Source organism: Secundilactobacillus muriivasis (genome assembly GCF_054785195.1).
Genome location: NZ_BAABMI010000007.1, coordinates 22,158 through 45,156 on the forward strand (window position 1 = coordinate 22,158; position 22,999 = coordinate 45,156).

At 48.8% G+C, this 22,999-nt stretch carries 15 protein-coding genes; 5 read left to right on the top strand and 10 right to left on the bottom strand.

The window, feature by feature from the left end; genetic code table 11:
• Window positions 1–307: 307 nt before the first annotated feature.
• The 3 genes from ACYVR3_RS01540 to ACYVR3_RS01550 all read left to right on the top strand — a co-directional run bounded on the left by ACYVR3_RS01540 (window position 308) and on the right by ACYVR3_RS01550 (window position 4,717).
• Window positions 308–3,040, top strand: coding sequence for an HAD-IC family P-type ATPase (locus tag ACYVR3_RS01540; RefSeq protein ID WP_461242845.1), 2,733 nt, complete (start codon window positions 308–310; stop codon window positions 3,038–3,040).
• A 128-nt stretch (window positions 3,041–3,168) separates the two neighbouring features.
• Window positions 3,169–3,840, top strand: coding sequence for a GIY-YIG nuclease family protein (locus ACYVR3_RS01545; protein ID WP_461242846.1), 672 nt, complete (start codon window positions 3,169–3,171; stop codon window positions 3,838–3,840).
• Window positions 3,841–3,868: 28 nt separating this feature from the next.
• Window positions 3,869–4,717: an alpha/beta fold hydrolase gene (locus tag ACYVR3_RS01550; RefSeq protein ID WP_461242847.1), complete on the top strand. Its 849-nt coding sequence runs from the start codon at window positions 3,869–3,871 to the stop codon at window positions 4,715–4,717.
• A gap of 72 nt (window positions 4,718–4,789) precedes the next feature.
• Here the strand turns inward: ACYVR3_RS01550 and ACYVR3_RS01555 are convergent, their stop codons facing one another.
• From ACYVR3_RS01555 to ACYVR3_RS01575, 5 genes are all read right to left on the bottom strand, one after another.
• On the bottom strand, window positions 4,790–5,305 hold the full coding sequence (locus tag ACYVR3_RS01555; RefSeq protein WP_461242848.1) for a helix-turn-helix domain-containing protein: 516 nt from the start codon (window positions 5,303–5,305) through the stop codon (window positions 4,790–4,792).
• Between the two features lie 134 nt (window positions 5,306–5,439).
• The gene (locus ACYVR3_RS01560; RefSeq protein ID WP_461242849.1) at window positions 5,440–6,069 is read right to left on the bottom strand and encodes a hypothetical protein; all 630 of its coding nucleotides are present in this window, start codon (window positions 6,067–6,069) and stop codon (window positions 5,440–5,442) included.
• 435 nt (window positions 6,070–6,504) lie between these two features.
• Window positions 6,505–6,663, bottom strand: coding sequence for a hypothetical protein (locus ACYVR3_RS01565; RefSeq protein WP_156405718.1), 159 nt, complete (start codon window positions 6,661–6,663; stop codon window positions 6,505–6,507).
• A 17-nt stretch (window positions 6,664–6,680) separates the two neighbouring features.
• Window positions 6,681–9,800 (bottom strand): YfhO family protein, encoded by a 3,120-nt coding sequence (locus ACYVR3_RS01570; RefSeq protein ID WP_461242850.1) that lies wholly within the window; start codon window positions 9,798–9,800, stop codon window positions 6,681–6,683.
• Window positions 9,801–10,602: 802 nt separating this feature from the next.
• Complete coding sequence (locus tag ACYVR3_RS01575) at window positions 10,603–11,724, bottom strand: acyltransferase (protein WP_461242851.1); 1,122 nt, start codon at window positions 11,722–11,724, stop codon at window positions 10,603–10,605.
• A gap of 214 nt (window positions 11,725–11,938) precedes the next feature.
• Here ACYVR3_RS01575 and ACYVR3_RS01580 point away from each other — a divergent pair, with 214 nt between their 5' ends.
• Window positions 11,939–13,147, top strand: coding sequence for an MFS transporter (locus tag ACYVR3_RS01580; protein WP_461242852.1), 1,209 nt, complete (start codon window positions 11,939–11,941; stop codon window positions 13,145–13,147).
• Window positions 13,148–13,686: 539 nt separating this feature from the next.
• Here ACYVR3_RS01580 and ACYVR3_RS01585 read toward each other — a convergent pair.
• From ACYVR3_RS01585 to ACYVR3_RS01595, 3 genes are all read right to left on the bottom strand, one after another.
• On the bottom strand, window positions 13,687–14,520 hold the full coding sequence (locus ACYVR3_RS01585) for a YitT family protein (RefSeq protein ID WP_461242853.1): 834 nt from the start codon (window positions 14,518–14,520) through the stop codon (window positions 13,687–13,689).
• Window positions 14,521–14,677: 157 nt separating this feature from the next.
• Window positions 14,678–17,449, bottom strand: a complete 2,772-nt coding sequence (locus ACYVR3_RS01590; RefSeq protein ID WP_461242854.1) for a cation-translocating P-type ATPase — start codon at window positions 17,447–17,449, stop codon at window positions 14,678–14,680.
• 568 nt (window positions 17,450–18,017) lie between these two features.
• Window positions 18,018–19,415 (bottom strand): L,D-transpeptidase family protein, encoded by a 1,398-nt coding sequence (locus tag ACYVR3_RS01595; protein WP_461242855.1) that lies wholly within the window; start codon window positions 19,413–19,415, stop codon window positions 18,018–18,020.
• A 190-nt stretch (window positions 19,416–19,605) separates the two neighbouring features.
• Between ACYVR3_RS01595 and ACYVR3_RS01600 the strand changes: the two genes are divergently transcribed.
• Complete coding sequence (locus tag ACYVR3_RS01600; protein WP_461242856.1) at window positions 19,606–20,943, top strand: MATE family efflux transporter; 1,338 nt, start codon at window positions 19,606–19,608, stop codon at window positions 20,941–20,943.
• A 907-nt stretch (window positions 20,944–21,850) separates the two neighbouring features.
• On the opposite strand, the gene ACYVR3_RS01605 is transcribed toward ACYVR3_RS01600, so the two are convergent.
• Together ACYVR3_RS01605 and ACYVR3_RS01610 are read right to left on the bottom strand one after the other, a co-directional pair.
• A complete protein-coding gene (locus tag ACYVR3_RS01605; RefSeq protein WP_461242857.1) occupies window positions 21,851–22,378 on the bottom strand; it encodes a DUF6933 domain-containing protein in 528 nt (175 codons plus the stop codon).
• 117 nt (window positions 22,379–22,495) lie between these two features.
• The gene (locus tag ACYVR3_RS01610) at window positions 22,496–22,996 is read right to left on the bottom strand and encodes a DUF1836 domain-containing protein (protein ID WP_461242858.1); all 501 of its coding nucleotides are present in this window, start codon (window positions 22,994–22,996) and stop codon (window positions 22,496–22,498) included.
• Window positions 22,997–22,999: the final 3 nt, after the last annotated feature.

Genomic DNA, 22,999 nt, shown 5'->3' on the forward strand with positions numbered 1-22,999 from the left:
TATTTAATTTTTAAAATACTTTTTAGGGTAACCTTAAACCAAAGATGGTATAACTTGGTTTTAGAAAAGCGCTTTCTTAGTTACAACCACGGTCTTAATGTGATTTAATAGAATTAGATAAAAAAGTTTGGCTAACCAAAATAAAGTAAACGTCTCATTTTCGAGAGAATTAGCTTGCCTTTATGCGATAGCTTAGATAATCTATTAATTAACACTACTGAAAGAAGGGATTAACTTGGAAGATCGTTACAATTTGGTAATTCCAGATCGCTAATCACTTGCACACACGAAAGGATGATTTTTTAACATGGCATTAGATGACAATCAATTAACAACTCCGACTGAAGACAGCGCTGACGCTGGACCCAGTCAGCAACAAGTCTGGCAACAAAGTACTTCTGGTTTGGAACAGCAGTGGCAAACGGACGGTCAAGCAGGCCTCAGCACTGATGAGGCAACAAAACGACTGAACCAACAAGGCCCGAACGAACTTGAAGCTAAAAAAGTGTCTAACTTGTTGCGGTTTTTGAAGCAATTCAATAACAGTATCATTTACATCTTGGCGGCAGCCGCAATTTTGACCTTCTTCTTGCACCACTACTCCGATTCAATCGTTATCGGACTGGTGATTATTGCGAACGCCTTTATCGGGTATTTCCAAGAAGTTTCTGCGGATAACGCCCTTTCCAAGATCAAGGAACTCTTAGTTTCGGAAAGCTTCGTGATCCGGGATGGTCAATTAACCACGTTACCGTCTCGTGAATTAGTTACGGGTGACTTGGTTCGACTAGAGGCTGGGGATTCAGTGCCAGCCGACCTTCGTTTGATCGACGCAGATAACTTGAAGATTCAAGAATCCGTGTTGACGGGTGAAACCGACTCCCAAGAAAAGATCGAAGACGCCATTGATGACGCAAACCTCCCACTAGCTGAACGCCGTAACCAGGCATTTGCCTCGACGGCCGTTACTAGCGGTTCTGGGTTAGGAATCGTGATTGCAACTGGTGTGCACACCGAAATCGGGAAGATCCAACAAGATGTTGCTGAAGTCAAGGAAAAGCCAACGCCGTTAATGCAAAACCTGAATCGGTTAGGGTTTGGCTTATCCTTAGCGATTGTGATTGCTGCCGTGTTACTGTTCATCCTGGGTGCGATCATCCAAGTTTACAGTTTACCAACCCTGTTAATCGCCGTCGTGACAATGGTCGTTGGGTCAATGCCTGAAGGGCTGCCCGCTAGTACCTCAGTGGTGCTGGCCATGGGAACCCGTCAACTGACCAAGCAACACGCGATCGTTAAAACGTTACCCGCCGTTGAAACACTGGGGGCCGTGGACATCATTAACACCGATAAAACCGGGACCTTAACCAAGAACGAAATGACGGTCACCGATATTCTGACCGCCGATAATCAATATACCGTTTCTGGTGTTGGCTACGATGATGCTGGTCAAGTTCTGACAACTGATGGTCAAGAAGTCGATTGGCGTCATAACGACAACTTAAACTGGTTAGTTGAAATTGCTGGTCAGACTTCTGACGCCGTCTTCAACTTTGAAAACGATCAGTGGCAACTGACCGGTGAACCAACCGATGGGGCGTTGACCGCCCTCTTCCATAAGTTAACTGGTGAGACCCCGGAAGCGGCTGAGATCGATTCGTTACCGTTCGACTCTGCTTTCCGTTATTCCGCTCGATTAGTTGATTTTAACGACCAACGCGTCCTCCTTGTGAAGGGTGCACCCCAAACCTTGGCCAAACTGGTTCAAGACCACGGTGGCCAAGTTGAAGCTGGTAGCATGGCTGATCAAATGAGCCAACTGACTCGCCAAGGTAAGCGAGTGGTTGCGATGGGTTACCAGATCATGTCCCGGGAAATTACCGAGATCGATGCCAGCCAAATCGGTGACGGTTTAAAACTGGTCGGGTTAGTCGGCATCATCGACCCACCTCGTCCTGAAGTTGCGGACGCCGTGAAGCAGTTACGCTTCGCTGGAATCCAAGTTAAGATGATTACTGGTGACGACCCTGAAACGGCCGCGGCTATCGCTAAACAACTGAATTTAGCCGATAATCCTAAGGCGATTACCGGCCCTGAATTAAACGAACTGTCTGATGAACAGCTTCAAAACGTCATCGATAGTTACACCGTCTTCGCCCGAACCACCCCTGCCGACAAACTGCGGATCGTGCGCGCCCAACAGGCCAACGGTCACGTTGTTTCGATGACGGGTGACGGGGTCAACGACGCTCCCGCCCTTAAGCAAGCCGATATTGGGGTTGCCATGGGGATCAAGGGAACCGACGTGGCCAAGGGTGCCGCCGATATGGTTCTGGCTAACGACGACTTCACCACCATCCTCGCCGCCGTTAAGGAAGGCCGTCACGTCTTCGATAACATTCGTAAGACGATTCGCTTCCTGTTACCAACCAGTTTCGCGGAAGGTCTGATCGTGGTCCTCAGTATCGTGATGGACCAATCGTTGCCACTCTACCCAACCCAACTGTTGTGGATCAACATGGTGTCAGCGTTGACGATTCAATTCGCCTTCATCTTCGAACCGGTCGAAAGTGGCATCATGGTTCGTGGTCCGCGAGACGTTAAGGCTGGGATTCTTTCCAAGATGGACGTGTTCGAAGTGGTTTACGTCTCGTTACTGATTGCCGGGTTAGGGATGTTCGCCTACGACGCCTTAGTTGGCCACGGTATCAGTGCCTTAGTCGGCAGTACCATGACGTTAAACGTGGTGATCTTCGGTAAGATCTTCTACCTGTTCAACTTGCGGAATAACCACCCCGTTATTTCAAAATACTTCTTCCAAAACAAGATGGCCTTCTACATCATCGCCGCTTTGATCGTCCTGCAGATGGGTATTATCTACCTACCATTCATGCAAGACATCTTCCACACCACCAGTGCGAACTTCACGTACGGTTGGTTGGTACCAATCATCGCCGGGATCGTGGTCCTGATTGTGACGGAAATCGTCAAGCTTGGCCGGTTGCAGTGGGATAAGATGCACCGGGATAAGATTGCTTAATTAACAATTAAACGCGAAAAGACCGATTCTCAAAAATTGAGAGTCGGTCTTTTTCGATTTTCTGTCTCCTGAACATTACATTAGTCGTATACTAAACTTAATTTAGAAAATTGGTTGAGGTGGTTTCGATGGTTGCAACGGAGGATAACGGGTACGTTTACGCGCTCGAAAATAAAGCATTTCCCGGCTATATCAAAGTCGGTCAGACTAAGAATCTTAGTCGTCGTTTGGCACAGTTTAACGACACTGGCATTCCAGACGGTAAACCAACGTTACTTCTATTTGCCGTTAAACTAAACGGTTATAAAAAGGCTGAACGCTTACTTCACAGTGCACTTTCAGAAAAACGGGAAAGCAGTTCTAAGGAGTTCTTCAAAGCCACGTTCAACCAAGTGAAAACCGCGTTTAAACTGCTTGCTTTTAATGACCCAGAGACCGAATGGATTCGTCCGGAAACTTATAACTCGGCAATCACAGGCAAGACCTATACAGCGGTTAAACGCAAAGTTGGCTCCCGTCCCAACCGAACGTTCAAATACCTCAGTATTCCCATCGGTGCGACTCTCACCTTTAAGGAGAGTCCTAAAATTCAAGTTACTGTCATCGATGCTAAAAACCACGTTCTCTGTCGTTGCGGACAAAAACACTCCCTTTCACGCGCAGCAATCTGCTGTTACGACTACTACCACGAATTACCAGAAGATCAATGCGGTCATGATCGAAACGGATTTGATTGGTTTAAGTTTAACGATATCTTGGTGTCTAAAATCAAGCCGATGGTCAACGAAGAACAGGATTAAGCTAATTTAAATAAAGGACTGAAATCACATGACGCAATATCACACACTAACCATTGATGGGCTTGATATTTTCTATCGTGAAGCTGGTGATCAGAAGCTACCAACCATGGTCTTACTTCACGGATTCCCTTCGGCCAGCCACATGTTTCGAGACCTAATGCCTCAGTTGTCATCTCACTTTCACCTGATTGCGCTTGATTTTCCGGGTTTCGGTCAATCTAGTGCACCAGATCATACTCAATTTGCGTATACTTTTGACCACCTTGCAACCATTACAGAACACTTTTTGGCAGCGCTCAACGTCGCACCATTCTACATGTACGTTTTCGATTACGGTGCGCCAATCGGGTTTGACATCGCTTGCCGACACCCGAATTGGATTCAGGGAATCATTAGCCAAAATGGTAACGTCTATACCGAAGGATTGGGTGCTAAGTGGGCAACCCGGCAAGACTTTTGGCAACACCCTACACCCGCAAAACGTGAGCAATACCGATCCGCTTTTGCGCCTGACACCATCATTGGCCAATACACTTTCGGCACTCAGCCCAACACAGTCTCGCCGGATGGTTATACTCTGGATATTGCCTATACGCATTCAACAGGTTACGCCGAACGTCAACTAGATTTAATTTTCGATTACCAAAATAACATCAAGCGCTATCCGCAATTCCAGGCCTATCTACGGCGTTATCAACCGCGATTACTAGCCGTTTGGGGCAAAAACGATCCCTCGTTTATCGCTCCTGGAGCGCTCGCCTTTCAACATGACGATGCCAACACTCGCGTTGAACTAGTCAATAGTGGCCACTTTGCGCTTGAAACTCATGCAACTCAAATTGCAGCGTTAATTATTGATACTTTTACCACAAACTAAAAAATAGCCTCAAGATTACGTACACATATTAATGCGCGCAACCTTAAGGCTATTTTATTTCCCAGGAAATTTCTATTGTCCCGTGAACCCAGCAATAAACCCCTGAATAAACGAATAAATAAACGGAATCAGATACAACGTGAACACCACGATGCCAAGCACAACCGATTTCCGTGAAAGCAACTGATTAACCGCCCGCCAGTTCAACGTAAACAACCAAACAATTAGTAAGACAAAGGCGCCCCAGTTAAACCATGTGTCCACAACGTTGAAATCAACCCGCATCGCCAACATCACGATCATGACGATGGCCGCTAACCCAATGCTACTCCACACAATCTTCTCAACGGGCGTTACCCTCTGCGCATCCTTTAATTCTCGCATCAATGCCTCATCCTTTCGAATCAATTCGTCTAACGACACCCCAAATAAATCACTCATCGCCACCACGTTGGCGAAGCTTGGCAACGCCGTCTCCTGTTCCCATTTTGAAATCGATTGGCGGGAAATATGGAGCTGATCCGCTAACTCTTGTTGTGACCAGCCCCGTTGTTGCCGCTGCTGTTTTAACCTGGCGCCGATGTGCATGTCTGACTCCTCCTCTTTTGTTAACATCCACAGCATATCATGATGGTGATCGACTTAGTCGCACCACTTGGTTGCAGGCAGTATTTGACCACAAATAAAAAGACGCTTCCAGCCGGAAACGCCCGTTATTACGGCTAAGATAAGCCCGTCCATACGTAATAAATTTGCCGTTGCGGCCCGACTGCGTAACTATCGTAAGTCCCGTTTGCAACCGCCCCGTTCGCCCGTAGTTTGAGTTGGTGGGTATGCGCAGTCGTTAGTTGCGCTAATGATGACTTCAACGTTAACACCGTGGTTTGGCCACTGCGCCACCTCTTGGTAACTTGCGCACTTGCGGCTGGTGCCTGATTATCGACGCTGCCATCTCGGTATACTTCCACCCGACCGTCCGTGGTCACGTTGATGACCGGCTGCGTTGTATCATAGTTGACTCGCCGTTGCTTAAGCTGACTAAACTGATCGGTTGCAACCCGCCGAGTCGCTTTTAAGTCCTGCATCGGCACCGTTAAATACCGTCGGCTTGTCTGATGCCGTAGCTGATACCGTAACCGTTGCATCTCCACTCGCGCGTAACGTTGCCCGTGGTGGGTCACCTGACTTGCGACTGACACCCGCGTATTCTTCGGCACCGTAATCTGTCCTACCCGCACCGTTTTCGTGGTCACGGCGTACTCAGCTTCAGCTTGCGCCGTTGTATGAATGATTTGAATGGCACCCAGGCCAATGATGCCTGCGATGATTCCGACTACCCATTTTGCGTTCATTTTTAAATCCCCCTTGGTTCGAAATTAACATAGCGTCTATTGTATCATGTTGGCTTGGTGATTGGGTTGGTTTGGGGAATTTCCTGGGAAATATTCTTTGGGGCGAGGTTGGAGAAATCGTTTTGGTTGATTGAAATTGCACAGATTGGTAGCCACGCATCGGCTGATAATCGATAGCTGTGTTACGCATCAACAGCTTAACGGCAACGCTCATTCCGATTACCTTATTTTCGGCGCCACTTGAACTTTGTCGTTCCGCTTACTTGATTTATCGTGAAGCTTGTCAGCGATATTGTATTTAGGACACCGCGCCGAAATCATGCGCGAAGTAAGGCAGAGAACTGCACATAAGCCCCTTCTGCCACAAGTCCCCAAAACCGGGACTTATGGCAGAAGGGGCTTATGCTCCGTTCTCTAAACGCCTTACTTCGCGCTTTACATACTTCCAATCAACGTCATCACAAACCAACCTGCCACGGCAACATAAATCAACGTTGCCAACAATCCCAACCGAAACGGCCAGGTCCAGTGACGGTAATAGCTAATGCTGGTCACCAGCAATAGCGCAATAAAGATCAGTAATAACCAACTCATCAGGCCCATTCCTCCGCTTACACCTCTTCGTTCGTTTCAGATTCGACTACCGGTTGAACATGTTGACCAGCGTTCGGCCGCCGGCGTTTGATCAAGCTACGCCACAATGTCCAACCCGCTGCTAAGCATAACACGAACCAGCCGAGAATCGACAACCATTTACCTGCCAGTAATCCCGGGGTCGTGTAGCTCAGTTTAATGCGGTGCTTGCCAGCTGGAATTTTGGCGCCGATAAAGCCAGTGTTCACCTTTTGAATCACTGTTGCTTGACCATCGACTGTTAATCGCCAGCCTTTAGAATAAGGAATTGAAGTGGTTAACACACTTGCTCGACTTCGGTTAGTTGTGCCGGTGACGTGATTGTTAGTGACAGTTAAGTGTTTTAACGCCTGTTTTTGTAGCTTCTGCGTCTTTGTTCGATAGGTAGCACCGAATGGGACCGCAATGACCTTAACGTGCTTAAACGTCAATTTATTGGCCTTGTAGAAGCTCAAATTAATCGTTTGACGCGCCTTCGTTGAATAGCCCAAGTTGATCAGTAAGTGGTGCTTCGGTTCGTAATCAGACATGTTGTTGATGCCCAACTGATCGATCGACGTTTTGTGCGTGCCGGACTGGACGTTCAGGAAATAGGAATCAAAGTACGGTGACGTGTTGATTTCCCGCAACGTATTCAGCTTGGTTTCGTGCGAGAATGGCACGTCCGCTAGCTTCGCGCGGGTGGCTGTATAACCCAACCGCTCACTTGTTGATGGAAACTGTGCTTTGATACCATCGATTTCCAAATACAGTTCGCAGTTCTTCAGCGATTGCGGCTTGTTAATCGTCAATTGATACCGCGCATTTTGACCAAGCAGGTCGCCAGTCATTTCCTTTAACCCGTTAGTGTTTTTCTGATTATTTTTTGCAATCACTGCCGCGTTTTGGGCCAACAGTTTAGTCACTGATAACGTTGGTTTTAATAGATTCGTCGTTGCGGCATACTTCTCGGCCTCAGCCGGTGTTTTATCACCAGTAATCCCATAAGACAGTGACCGATTGGTGTTGTGATGCAAGCGGTAGTTAATGGCTTGGGTGATCGTTGTGATTGGCTGGCTAGTCATCGAAACGGTATACGGTACCGTGCGACTCGCCCGCTTTGCCGTGACCGTCTTCACGCCACTGACCTTTTGACTCGTTTGAGCGCCACTTAACAGTGCTTGTTCCTTATCTACCGCACTTAAATTGCGATAAGCACTCGCATTTAATTGCGTCGTTTGGGTGTAAGCCAACGGTAACGCGTACTTGTTTTTCAGCAGTACTGTGCCCGTCCCGTTGCCTAAACTGTAAACGGGGCGGTCCCGAAAGACCGCTTTGCCATTTCGTCGTCGCACGACTTGATAGCCGTATGGGACGCGATTTTTATTGATTTCATCCTGACGCGCAAAGAGGTATTTGACCCCCAACAGCGACAACATAGTTGTGCGTTCATCAGCGTTTCTTGTCGGATTATTCATCGTGTTTTCACTGTTCCACAGTTGAGTATTAAAGCTGTTGACCGCCGCGTTTTGAACCGAGAAATACGAGCCGATTTGGTGCATCCCCAGTAGCATCGGCATGTTGTTGCCGGCACTGTGCAAGGTGTAGTAGTCCTTGGTCGTCGCGGTTCGATAAAAACTAGTATCGGTTTGTTTCAAATACTGGTCAGCCTTATCGAAAAACACCTTTGACCAGTGACGAGCGACGCCGCGACTCAATTCACTCCGAGATGCGTAAGCGTAGTTGGGGCTGTAGAATCCCAATCCAGTGCTGGCTGCGTTAAGGAGCACTAACCCCAACAACGCCCACTTCAAGCGCAAGCCCGTCGCACCGGTCATAATGGCGTACGCGAGCACGATCATAAAGCCTAGCAACAACCCATACGTCATCAGGTGGTGTTGCGGTAACTTAAAGATAAACCCGTTACCAACCCAAACCAGCGCCAACAAAATTGCCGTCGCTATCATAAACCACTTAAAATCCGCCGGTACCAACTCGTGCAAGTGGTCAATAAAGTGCCCCGCAGCTAAGCCAAATGCCAAATGGACCAACAACACCCACCGGTTAGACGGCGTACTCATCACGTTCATCACCGCCGCAACGGCCGGGAATAGCAACCCGACCGCCACAAGCAGCAACGTCACGTTTAACATGAGATACCGCCGGAAATGGCGCATGGTCCACACCATCGCGATAAACGTCAGGCCACTCGTCCCCATCACTAACCAGTAGTAGGTGGTCCCATTTGAATTTAAAATCGCGTTTGGCAAATGCGTGTAGTAAATTGACGGGTAAAATTTCAACCCGCTCGCAAAAATGGCACTTCCTGATCGAGACGAACTGAGCATCCCTAAGATGTTGGGTAACAGCACCACCGCCGCCATCAACGTTGACATCACGATGGTCAAGCCAAAATACAGCAACGACCAAGGTAGCGGTCGAACCAACTCACCCTTTAGTTTCAAATCAAGATAGCGCATGATCGCAAACACCAACGCGCCAATCGCCAATACGTAGGCGAAATAGACGTTGCTGATCAAAACGAGCGCCGTGATCACGACAAGCCACAGGAAGGATTTGCCCTGATAGATGCGATCAATTGCCAGACAAACCAGCGGGAAGAAAATCAACGGCAGCAAAAAGAACGGGTGGTGATAGGCTGAATAAAACGAATAGCTCCCGAAGGCGTACACCAACGTGCCAATCAGGGTCCCACCCCGTTTGAGTTTTAGTTGTTTGGCGAACGCGATAAAGGCCAAGCCCACGACGTATAGCCGAAGAATCGTCAGTAGTTGATACCCTAGTTCCAGTCGATCTGCAGGAAACAGCGCAATCAGGTAGCTAAACGGATCTCCCACCACGTAGTAGGCAAAGGTCGTCATCTGATCTGCCCCGAGGCCTAACGTCCAGGACCAACCGAACAGTGACTGGTGGGCGGTTCCCCTTAGAATGCGATAGAACTGCTCCAAAATCGGGTAATGTTGAGCAATCCCATCCACATTCCAAATCGTCGTCTGGCCTCCAAAGCGCAGAACGCCAAACGAACACACCACAACTAGCGCAAACGCCACGGTGTAGACGAGCCACACCGGAAATTTGTTATAGACTTTCCTTAACATGTCATCTCTCCCGTAACAAATCAGTCTCTTACTAACTCGATGGTAAGGTTTTTCAGACGCGATGAACAGGTGATGCGGGAAACCGTAACCAATCCTTTAATCATTATATCAAATATGATTCACGGCATAAACTATCATGAATTATGATTATCAACTATGTCAACTATAATCAATACGATTAGAAGTTTTCTGTGTCTATCGGTTTGGGTCATTTATCAAAAATGACAGCAAAAGAAAAAGGACTGCGGGCACAGTCCTTCATGTTTTTAATTCTATAGAAATACCATCGCAGTGCCGCCAAGTTATACTTACACGCTGTAAGCATTGCGCTTTTAGCGCTAAGTCCGTGATTCCCGTCACGGGCTTTTTGATTTCCGATGCAATTGTAGCATGTGGTTCTTCGAAATTAAAGTCATCCGCGTACTTTTAAAAAAGCTTGTCAAAAAGGTACTTTGTTTACCTGGACGAGCAATTGTCACTAGTTCATCCAGTGTCCACTCTCCTAAAAGAATGACGAATGGGTTATTAAATTTATGTTTTTCAAATTATATTCACGATGAAATTTTGATTCATAATTCGCTTTTTTAATTTAAAAAATCGCACCTAATTAATCATTATCGCACCGGTATTTATAAGTATTTCGAATAATAAAGTTTACAAATTTGTCGGTCGATTCTTTACAAAAATGTCGTTCCATTCTTTACATTTTTGTAGCTTCATTCTTTAAAATTTAAACAATAATCTCGATTAAAAGACACGGTGTTAACGACTATTGCACCTTAAACTTTAACTTTCACTCCCGTCAATCAGCGGTACCCACAGGCAGCTTATTCTTAGTTATCATCCGCTTCAACCATTGCCACCCAAAATGAATGCCAAAGGCTGATGCAAACGACAGACTCCAAGTAAGCACATAAGTGACCAGAATTCCCCAACCAACGTGTTTTTGCGTCAGCGACTTACCAAAACTCAACCAAACAAGTTGTTCCCAAAACACATTAGATAAGAAGGCCTTGTACGCAAAGCCTGCGAATTGGTGAACAAATCCAGTTACCCGACTTCGCCGTTGAATTTGGGTTACCGCCAACGCCGCGACTAACGAGATTGTAATCAAATCATAAATCACCATCGACGGCTTATAATACGGCGCGTTAGTCAGTTTCACCGGAAACGAAAACGCAAATAACTCCCGGTTGATCCAGTAAAAGCTGGCCAAGAAACCAGCAACTAACGCTAACCACCACTTCTGCAGCCAAGGGTTAACCACTTGCCGATACTGCCATGTCAATGTTCCAAAGACGCCGTAAATCAAAAAGCTAATGAACAGCCGGTCCAATAGGTACCAATCCCTCATGTGAGGACCGTGAAAGACCTGCGTATCGTACAGCACTAACCATAAACCGGTAATTAGCACCGTTACGCCGACTGCCAACCAGCCCCGTTTCGCATCCGTCCCACACCAACGACCAATTGCCCAAAACAGCGGCATTAAAAAGATAAACTGCAACATCATCGTGTTGTACCACAAATGCGGCGCTGCATTGCCGTTAATAAACTGCCAGAAAAAGCCCCCAACGCTATGGTAACGACTCACCTGTTGCACCCACGGCATGACCAGCAGATAAATACTCGTCCACCAAAGGGTTGGCACAAACAGCGCGTGCCACATTCGCTTTAAATAACCGCCATATGTAAGGTCCGTGTTGATCGTCGTTCGAATCGTTGAATACAGGATCCCGAAAATGAACGCCGGTGCCGTGAATTTAACTAAATTATACAAAAAGCCAATGCCCACTTGCGCCGGTGCGGACGGTTGGGTCGTCAGCGCAAGGCTAAAAATTGGTTGCAGCATCACCGAGGTACAGGCGACCAGTTTGAGATAGTCGCCAATATCAGCTTGAACTGCGGGTCGTTGAGTTGCCAAAAAATCACCATCACTTTCTTATTTGGTTTATTTTAATCGGAAAACTGCGAATTGTGAAGTTCGGGAACATCGATTGCGTTAATTAGCGCGACGATCACCGAACACTGGAACCGTTTTCCGTAGACCAGTTGTTAAGTTAAGCTTTCAAGTCACCTAAAAAACGCTTATATTGGAAAGAGCGCAACCTAGACCACGCGCAGAAAGGAAGATGTCCATGTCCACGCTGAAACGCCGGGGAACCTGGTTGCTGATTGTCATCATTCTGATTGGCTTCATCATGCGTTCCCCCATTACCACCCCACCACTCCTACTTAGTCAACTCGCCAACGCCTTACATACGCAACAAAGTCAGCTGGGGATCCTCACCACGCTGCCGCTAGTAATGTTTATGCTATTTTCAAATTTTGCTTCGAAGCCGATGTTACGGTTTGGCCTGAAAAAGGCCCTGCTCTTAGCCCTTGGCTGTATCGTCATTGGATCAGCGTTGCGACTAATCATCACGATGCCCACCATGATCCTCGGCACGATTCTAATCGGCATCGGTATCGCCCATATCAACGTGTTTATGCCCTCATTGGTCTCGGCGTATTTTCCAAATAAAATCGGGCTGTACACCACCCTTTATTCGTTCACGATGATTTTCGGGAACATGACGTTCAACTTAATCACCGCACCCCTCAGTAGTCGCTTTGGCTGGCAAATGATTCTGCTGCTGTTGCTGATTATTCCGGCTATTAGCTTTATGGCGTGGCTGATAGTTGGCCGCCTAGTCCCTGAAAAAGTGCACCCCCAACGGTCAAATACGGCAACAGCGACCACCCCACGACCAAAAATGCACCTCTGGACCAACCCCCACGCTTGGCCATTTCTCCTCACTTTCGGTGGCCAAGCCACGTTGAGCTACACGGTGACCGCCTGGATGCCCGCCCTGATGGAATACCACCACGTGAGCGCTGGCCACGCTGGCATCGTCATGGCGGTCTACGCGTTAATTGGCCTACCCGTTTCCGTTTTCCTACCTCAAATGCTGACGGTGCTTAGCAAACGAACGCTAACTCGGCTCACCGTTGTTGCGGGTGTTTTGGGGCTGATTGCAAGTTCAATGCTGTTTTGGCAGCATACTTCCTCGATGGTTTTCTGGTTACTGGAAGGCGCCTTAGTTGGCGTTGCGATTGGGTTCTTCTTTATGACCACTATGACCATGTTTGCTGTCAAAACTGACTCACCATACGAAACCGCTCAACTTTCTGGGATGGCACAAGCTGGCGGGTACTGTCTCTCCGCGTTTGGCCCGTCGTTGTACGGGATGGCGTTCGCTAGTAATCCTGCTGGGAACTTGCAGAACGTGGTTTACGTGGCGATTGTGGTGATGATGTTGGTGGCCTGTTTGCGGGTTGTTAATATTGATAAGATTGATCAGTGATGCGTTGTTACTGATGTTCAAATAGTCCTGGTTGAGTGCTTGGTCGGCGCTTAATCGGGGCTTTTTTGGATTCTGAATTTTGGAAACGTGTGGTACTGGCAACGCGCATTACTATTACTTATTTTCGGCGCCAATTAGGCTTTGGTTGGCAATCATCGGTGATATGGTGAAGTTTGTTCATGCAACAACTTTAATTAGCCTGCGCCGAAACGAGTTCCGAAGGGCAGAAGGCTGCATATAAGGGCGACCCAAGTAAAGCTACCAAAAAACTGGGGCAGCACATTAATTTGCTGAGTGGTGTTGGCGACGTGCATTGCTATTACTTATTTTCGGCGCCAGTTAGGCTTTGGTTAGCGATTATCGGTGAGATGGTGAAGTTTGTTAATGTAACTGGTTTGATTAGCCTGCGCCGAAATGAGTTCCACGAAGCAGAGACCTGCACATAAGCCCCTCTCACCACAAACCCCAAAAATCGGGGTTTATGGCGAGAGGGGCTTATGTGCAGGTCTCTAACCGCTTCGTTCCACTCTCTTTACTCTCTATAATTCTTCCAACTCCATCCCCCGAACACTCCGAATCCGATCCGTCACCACTAGTGCCTCTGGGTCGGTTTGCTTGATGATCGTCATCACTGCTGGCCACTCGCGCACCGTGCAGATGAAGTACAGGACGTCTTGGTTATGTTGCTTGTAGAAGCCGGTTGCCTTTAACAGCGTTACACCATGACCCAGCTTATCTGACAGCGCCGTGGCGATTTTTTGGTTTTGCGCTGAGATGACCAGTAGTGAGCGTTTGGCGCCGAACGTATCGAGGTATTTGTTCAACACCACTGCTGAAATGTAGAGTTCAGCAACCGTTAGCAGCATGTTTTCAAACCCGATGACGAGTCCCGATGGAATCGCCACGATTAAGTCGAAGAACAGCATTGCTGAGCCGTTTTGCACGCCAAAGTAGCGATTCACGATTTTGGCTAGGATGGTGCTCCCCGCAATCGTGCCACCTGCCCGAAAAATCAGGCCCATTGCGATGCCCATCAACACGCCACCGGTGATTGCCGCAATCAGCGTTTGGTGCGTCTGATACGGCCAAAAAACGGGCACTCGCAGGAAAATCGAGATCCACAACACCGCCCACAGTGAGTAAAACACCGTTTCGCGTTTTAAATACCGAAAGCCGATCGCAATCAAGATACCATTCAGCACTAAGTTGGTCAACGCGGGTGAGATGCGCAACGTATAGTACCCAATCGTTGTCAGGCCAGTGACGCCACCCTCACCAATTCGACTTGGAATCAAAAAGTAATTAATGGCGACTGCGTAAACCACCGCCCCCAATATAATTCGCAAGCCTCTTTGAACCACCGATTTAGTCATAATGTCCTCCGTCTATCCGTTATCTTCCTATAAGCGTAACGGGTTCGTAGCGGAACTGCAAGTTAAGCTGTGGGCAACTGAATTGATAACCTAAAAACGCCCTGAATTGCTAATTGTTCAGTAATTCAAGGCGTTTCACGTTTATTTTAAGAACCCATTAACTCGTAATCGTTTTTCTCCGGACCAGCCACTTCCGCGCTTCCTCAATCAGAAAAATCGGAATTGGAATGGCACACAGGAACAGCCAGTCATTTAACATCAACGGTGCAGTATTGAAAATCGGCTGTAACACCGGTACGTAGACCAGCACCGCCAGCAAAACAATTTCAAAACCAATCCCGGCCCAAACGCGTTTGTTGCTGAACAGGCCGAATTTAAACAGCGACGTCACCGTGGTTCGACAGTTGATGGCCGCGGCGATTTGACAAAAGACGATTGCCGCTAGCGTCATCGTGGTGGCTCGGGCGTAACCAATACCGCTTCCCGCAAGCGCTTGGCTCGGCCACCCTGCCTGCCAGTTCGTAAAGAAGTAGGCGCCGGTCGAGACTGCCGATGCCAGCAATCCGTACCAAGCAAAGGCCTTCCAAACCAAATGCTTATTCAACAAATGCGCCGTTTTCGCCCGCGGTGGCTGCTGCATGATCCCCGGTTCAGCGCGTTCGGCACCAAGTCCGAGTGCTGGCAACATGTCCGTGCCCAAATCAACGGTTAAAATCTGCATCACCGTTAACGGTAACGGCACAAGACCGCGACTAAACAGGAACAGGACCGATGGAATCGCTTCTGGGACGTTGGAGTTAAAGATGTACAGCAGGAACTTCTGCAGGTTGCTGTAGACCGTCCGCCCCTCTTCGATTGCGGCCACGATCGATGCGAAGTTATCATCGGTCAAAATCATATCGGCTGCATCCTTAGCAACGTCAGTCCCGGTGACCCCCATCGCAACACCAATATCGGCCTTCTTCAAAGCCGGCGCATCGTTCACACCATCACCAGTCGAAGCGACAATTTCGCCCAGCGACTGTAACGTGGAGACGATTCGGTACTTTTGTTCTGGTGCTACCCGTGCGAATAAAATTTCACCCTTAAGCGCCGTTTTCAACTCGTCATCCGGCATCGCGGCTAATTCAGTCCCGGTGACGACGCGAACTTTGTCCGTATTTAACCCGATTTTGACCGCGATTGATTTGGCCGTTAGGGAGCTATCGCCGGTCACCATGATGATCCGAATGCTGGCATCGTGGCATTTTTGCACCGCTTCGATCACTTCTGGACGTGGTGGATCAGCCATGACCGTCAGCCCCAAGAACGTCAGCTGCTGTTCGGCAGTTTCAATCGTGAGGCCGTCTAGCTGCGCCTGCTGATTGGCTTCGGCTGGTACTGCTCGATAGGCCACTGCCAGCGACCGCAATCCCTGTGCTGCATAGTGTTGGTTGGCATCGTTGATTGCTTGCCGGTCCTTATCCGTCATTGGCCGCGCCTGCCCCGCAATTTGAATCGTGGGACATAGTGGCAATAAATCACTTAGCGAGCCCTTCACGCAAATCGACAGCGTTTTTGCATCGTGCTGGTGGATCGTCGTCATCCGTTTTCGGTCCGAATCAAACGGCAACTCCTTTAACCGGGGCGTTTTAGCGGTTTCGGCATCAACGTCAAATCCCGCCTTTTCCGCCAAAATCATTAACGCGGCTTCGGTTGGCGTTCCCAGTAATTTGGGCTGCTGCGTTTTAGGGTCAAGCTGAACCCGCGTATCGTTATTTAACGTTGACACCCGCAATAATCGCGCCAAATCCGCATCGTCTTGATAGGCCACCGGTGCGCCGTTGAGCTGAATCTCACCATTATTGACGTAACCCTGTCCCGAAACGGTGTAGGTTTGGTGTGGTAGCCAGACGTGGTTGACCGTCATCTGATTTTGGGTCAACGTCCCGGTTTTATCTGAACAGATCACCGTGGTTTCGCCCAACGTTTCGACACTACTGAGTTCCTTGACTAACGCGTGACGCTTGGCCATCTGTTGCACCCCATGCGCTAATGACAGCGTCACCGTGGGTAATAACCCTTCCGGAATAAACGCCACGATCATCCCAAGCGCAAAAATAAAGGATTTCGCCACCGGATAATGCACGAACCAAATCGCCGCCACGAAAAAGGCTAGTCCGATGCCAATCGCAATCACCGAAATCTGCTTCGTCAGTCGATTCAATTCCAACTGTAACGGACTGTTTTGCTTACCCTGCTGTTGCGTCAACGCCGCAATTTGCCCAAATTCCGTGTGCATCCCAGTCGCAATCGCCACAGCGGTCCCGGTACCAGCCCCAACCGTTGTCCCGGCATAAATTAAATTCGATTCGGCAAATTCACCGTCGCCCGGACGGTAATCCGCCCGCTTTGATTCTGGCACTGGTTCGCCAGTTAATGCTGATTGATCGACCTGCATCGAGGTAGCGGTCATCAACCGCGCATCAACGGGAACCGCATCACCCGCCTGAAGCTGAAAGACGTCGCCAACGACGAGGTCTTTGGCATCCAGCTTCTGCACCTTACCATCCCGGTAAACCTGCGTGTAAGTCGGTAACATCGCCATCAACGAGTCCGTTGCCTTTTGGGCTTGATGCTGTTGCCAAAAACTAAAACACCCGTTGATCACGTTAACTAACCAAATGGCGATACCTAATTCCAACGTCCCAGACAGTATCGCAATCAGTCCACTCACCCACAGCAAAATCGCCATCAGGCTCACAAAATTCATCAAAAAAACTTTCAGTTGCGACTGGCCCTGCGCGCGATTAATCGTGTTGTCACCATCTCGTTGTAGCCGTTCCTCAGCCACTTTTTGCGTTAACCCCGTCGCCGAAGTTGCCAATTCCTGTTCAACTTCCGATAAGTCCGCTTCTGCGTACCACTGCCGCTTCTTTGTCGTTGCCATCACGAGTCACTTCCTTTGAGGTGGCCAGTTCACCACCGACCGTTTCAACCAGCAAAACCGCCACTTCTTCGCTCAAATCAGTTCTCTTTTTCACCTAAAGGATACTGCTTGTGACTAGTTTGTCAATGTTTTCACTTGGCTTATTGGACACACTTCCGTTAACTGTCTTTTTGAATATCTTATTGTCGATTGTGTCCAGCGTAAGTGTGCGGAGCGAGACGGGTTGAGAGCAGTGTGCAAGGCGACATCGGTGAAGGCGCCCGGGCCTGGCGGGTTTACCGATGTCGCCTTGCATGCAGCTCTCAGTCTCGCGCAGCACCATTCGGCGTGGTGGCCAGAAAGCGCGTGGTTAACAAGTTCTCGTAACTTCAGGCACCCTAGAAATGACAGTTTAAGTGGCGCCGAATTTTGTAGCCTGAGAGCGCCGGTTTTCATGCGGCTTTGGCGAGCGAAGCGACGTCAAACAGCCAACACCCAAATCGCACCCAACACTTACGCTGGACACAAACGACGGCAACAAAAAAAGCGCTCAACTCATCATAAGTTGAACGCTTCAATCATTTAATCATCAATAGTAAACCACAACCGGCTCCCCAGCATACGAAACCGAGTAAAGCTTGCCCATCTTCGAAGGTGGATTGTTGATACATCCGTGAGAATGGTAATCCGCTCGGTAACTCGTATTGCCGTAGACGTAGCTTGGTTGCCACGAGGAGTCATGGAGACCAACACCGGAGTTGGTGATTGGCATCCAGTATTTAACCTTAGAATTATAGGTTGAACCGTTATCGTTTTGGCCCGTCAGCGTGGTGTTACGTTGCTTGTACATGATGTAGTACAACCCCTGTGGCGTCTTGTTGCCACCGGTGATCGTCCCAGACATCACGGGCGTTGAGAAGACCAGTTTGCCGTTGACGTAAGCATACTCGTGCAACGTCTTCAAGTTAACTTCGATGTACGTGTCACCGACCGTGTTAGTCTTACCGTAACCCGTGCCAGTAACGAAATGCTTTAGGTTCAACGTCTGGCTGCTTGGGTGTTCGAAGCCATACAGAATGTATTTGACCAGCTTCGTTTGAGCAATCGACCAGCCCCAAGTACCACCAGCGGGGACTGTAATCGTGCTCCCGCTGTGGGTCTTGAACTTCGCCGACTTGCCTTTAGTATCGTACTTGGTTGCTAACGCCGCTACTTTTTGCTTCAGTAGCGTCGTGTCAAACTGGTACTTGCCATCCGCCGTTGCCGTCCCGTTTTTCAGATAATCACTGGCTTTAAACGTGATATTGGTGCCTGATACGTTCAGCGTCACCGTCTGGGTCAGCAACTTTTGCAGGTTGGCCTTCACTTGACTGATGGTCTTGCTGTCGGCCTTGACCGCCTGCTTGATAACCTTGTTGACGCTGATCACCGCTTCGGTCTTGGCTTGCTGCTTGAAGTCCGCCACCATCGTTGCCTTATCCAGCGCAGTCCCAGACTGGCCCTGAGTAACGCTTAGTTGGCCGTTCTTCAAAACCACTTTGGCGTCAATTGGCGTCTTGCGACTCGCGTTAATGGTGTCGATTTGCTTTTCAAATGCCGGCAACAGCGTTGTTAACCGGTACTGTTGCGCACTTGCCGATACTTGAGTTGTTAACTTCATCGAAACAGTATCCACCACATGACCGGTTTCGCCATTTCGTTTCGTCAGTAACTTGGCGACCGATGCCTGGCTAACTTTCACCCGGGATTTGGCCACCGTAATCGCTTTACTAGACTGACTCCCGGTACTTTGATTCAATTTCTTGGTTGCTTGTGCGACCGTTAGATTCGTCACCGTCACGCCGTTGATCTGCGTGGGCTTAAACCGCTGATGGTAGTAACTTGCGTAGCCTAAGCTGCCCACCCCAAGGGCGATGAGACAGGTCACCACCGCGATCAGCCAACGGTGTGAGCCACGGTGTTTACGTTGCTTCGCTTCTCGCGTCATTGTCGTCGCTCCTTTTTTCAATCATGCCTCGATTATGACGCATTAACCTTAACCATTCTATAAAATGACAAATCTTTATGGCATTTTAAGAATTTTGCATTTTTCCTTACACGCTTCTCATTTTAGAACTTATAATGGAAGAATCAACGTTTTTAACGTCCAAATAACTGAATAGGAAGTGACACGTTTCATGCAAGAGCTTTTTGAGAAAACGTCCATTCCCAAGGCCTTCTTCAAACTCGCATTCCCCATCGTGCTGGGAATGGTGTTTAGTATGGTCTATAACCTCGCGGACACCTTTTTTGTGTCGCAAACGCAAAATACCGCACTGGTTGCCGGCGTTTCGCTTTGCACGCCCTTATTTTCATTCTTAATTGCCATCGGTGATATCTTCGGCTTAGGTGGCAGCTCGTTTATTTCCCGGTTGATGGGTCAAAAGGCCTTCGACAACGCTGCTCGAATTAGCAGTTTCTGCTTCTATGCGGCCATCGCGTTCGGCCTCGTGATCACAGTGTTATTGCTGGTTTTCGAACGCCCAATTCTTTACATGTTCGGTGCCAACGCTGAAACCTACCAGTACGCCGCTGATTTCTACCGCATCATGTCAGCCGGGGCCGCACTGGTTATCGTTTCGCTGGTACCTAACAACATTATCCGAACTGAAGGCCTCGCCGTTCAATCCATGGTCGGTTCGGTCGTCGGGACCATCGTGACGATCATCTTAGACCCAATTTTCATCCTCGGCCTCAACATGGGCGCCGCCGGAGCTGCCCTAGCCACCATCATCGGCTACGGCTGCACAGACTTGGTCTTCATCTGGTTAACTGCCAAATACTGCAAGATCATCTCCCTCTCCTTCAGCAAGCGCCGCATTCCGTTCAGCTTCATTCGTCAGGTGTTACTGATTGGGATTCCGGCTGCCATTACAAACATTATGACCGCCTTTGGAACAATGGTTTTGAACCGGTATTTGGCAGAATACGGGGCAACCCAAGTGGCCGCGTTAGGCATCGTCATGAAAATCTACACCATCGTCACGTTGATCATGGTTGGCTTCGCCTTTGGTGCCCAACCGTTGATTGGCTACACGTACGGCGCTAAGGACATGAAGCGGTTCAAAGAAACGGTCCGCTTTGACCTGACCGTTAACGTTGGGTATTCGCTAGTGCTAGCGGCCATTTTGATGATTTTCGCACCGCAAATCGTGGCACTATTCTTGAACAAAGCGGCTGTCATTACCGCCGGCACGTACATGCTGCGGGCCTTCTTGATCACCACACCGTTCGTTGGTGGCGTGCTCGTCTTCACCACCATGTTTCAGTCGATTGGTAGTCCATTGGGTGCCTTCATCATGTCGATTTCACGGCAAGGGGTCGTCTTTTACATCGTGATTTTGATTGCGGCTCACGTCTTCGGTTACCACGGTGCGGTTTGGGCCCAACCCATCGCAGATGTCATTACCTGCATTATGGGGTTATGGTTGTACCGAACGTTGGCGGCACCGAAGAAGCAAAAACAGACAGAATAGATTAATTTAAAAGGTGACGTAACGGATGCTAATGACATCCGCTACGTCACCTTTTTTGTTTACGCTTGTGTCCAGCGTAAGCATGTTTAGTTTGTGAAATTCGGTAATTCTGGTTTTTTGTAGTGGGAGGATGCCGCGGGAGGCTCCGGCGCTATGCGAGGCTGGAACGCAGTGGCGGGCCTACGAGCTAGGAATGGGCAAAAAGCGCCCATGCCGGATCTCTCCGGACCCGCGTATGACTAAAGCACTCGCAGCCCGAACCCCACGGACTACGACTGCTTAAGTCATACCGACACTGCTGAGCCTCGCGCGCCTCCGCCTCCCGCTACATGGTGCGCTGTTGTCAACCAGAACCGCTGACTGTCACATATTGAAGTTGACTAAACTGTGTACCGGCAACGTTAGACGATAACTCGACAACTACAGAAACAATTGTGGTCAATGTTCAGTAACCGCAATGGACTAATGGTTGCGTGATGCCGAGCTTCATCAGTTGACCGTCACGTCTATATTGATTTGATAAGATGACGTTACCGTTCAACGCGTTTTGAGATGTTTTGCGATAGTGCCGAATTGTGCAATGTGAGATTCCGGTCAGCGACTAGGTGGAAGCTGTGTCGCGATAATTGGTGGTTGTTGACGAACTTCCGACAACTGCCAATTATCGGGGACAAATTGGAGACTCGCACGGTTTTTGGCGAGGCTTCAATTTGAGGACTGAGACCGCCCTTTGGCTCAGGCCGGCCCCACAGCTGGAACCTAGTCGCTGACCGGAATCGTCAGTTCACACAAATCACATTTCACAAACTCACATCAATGATGCTTACGCTGGACACAAACGACAGTAAAAAAGGTCACCGCAGATGCCAAAAATCGGCATTTTCGGTGACCTTTTTAAATTGTCGTATTATGAAAACTCACTAATCGCCGTTGCCAACTCACTCTTCGATGAATGTGAAGGCACCGTCAACACGGGCACGCTCACTAACCGTTCGATAACAGCCCGGTTCACGACCTGATCAAGTGGAAGTTCGCCAGGGCCATAGTTGGCCTGTAACCAGCTCACAAAGTCTTTAATAACCGGTAACGTTGAGCGGTCGAAAGCTTCACCTAACGCTAAGTCACCCGCGTTTTCAAAGTAGGTGTCAATATCGGCTTCAGCCACATCGCTGGCTTCAAAAGCTACCCGAATAGCTTGTTTGATCTGCTCTGACAACTGTGACTGATCAGCATCATCAACGCCAATCAGTAACGTCGCCGTCTTCGTTCGGTCATTTGCCAGTACCAACACGGTCTTGTGGTCGTGTACAAATGCGCTGGCGTGCCACGAGTAAAATGGTGCCTGCCGAGCGTTAATGATGGCCACTTCCGGCTCATCAGTCGCTGGAATCCCAGTGTAGTGCGGAACTGCTTGTTTCAGTGGATTAATAATCATGTGGAAGTCCTCTTTATCTAGTTAGATTGATACCTTCCATTATAACGTGAATTCGCTTACAAGCCCACCGAATTATCTTTCTCATGATATTCCGGTATACCCCCATGAGGTATACGACTATTTTTCGTAATCCTTTAATACCCGCTTGGCCGCCAACCAGTGCAACACGGCTTGAACGGCTTCATACTGCATCACGGTTGCCGGTGAAGCAGTCGTTAAATCAACACTGACTGGTTCCTGCGTGGCTAACTGGCCCTGTTGCGCCGCCTGCTCATTAAACAACTTCACGAAGTTATCGTAGGCCTCCTGTGCCGGCGCGTCTGCCAGTAACCAGCCCATCGCCTGCTTCAACTCGGTCAGCGCGAACACGTTTTTCAGTAACCCCACCACAATGGCACCAGCTAAGTGCCCTTGCGTGTAGCGTTTTTTCACCGGCGCCATAATGATCTCCGCCTTAAAGTAGTTGTGCATCATGGTCTTGGTCACTTGATCATCCGTAATCGGTGTCAGCACCATGTTGGTAATGTCTAATAATTGGTCCAAATGCAGACTAAATTGCGGTAATTCAGCCCACAGCGGTAATCTTAATTCAGTTGGGTCGGTCGTCTGCATCGTCATATT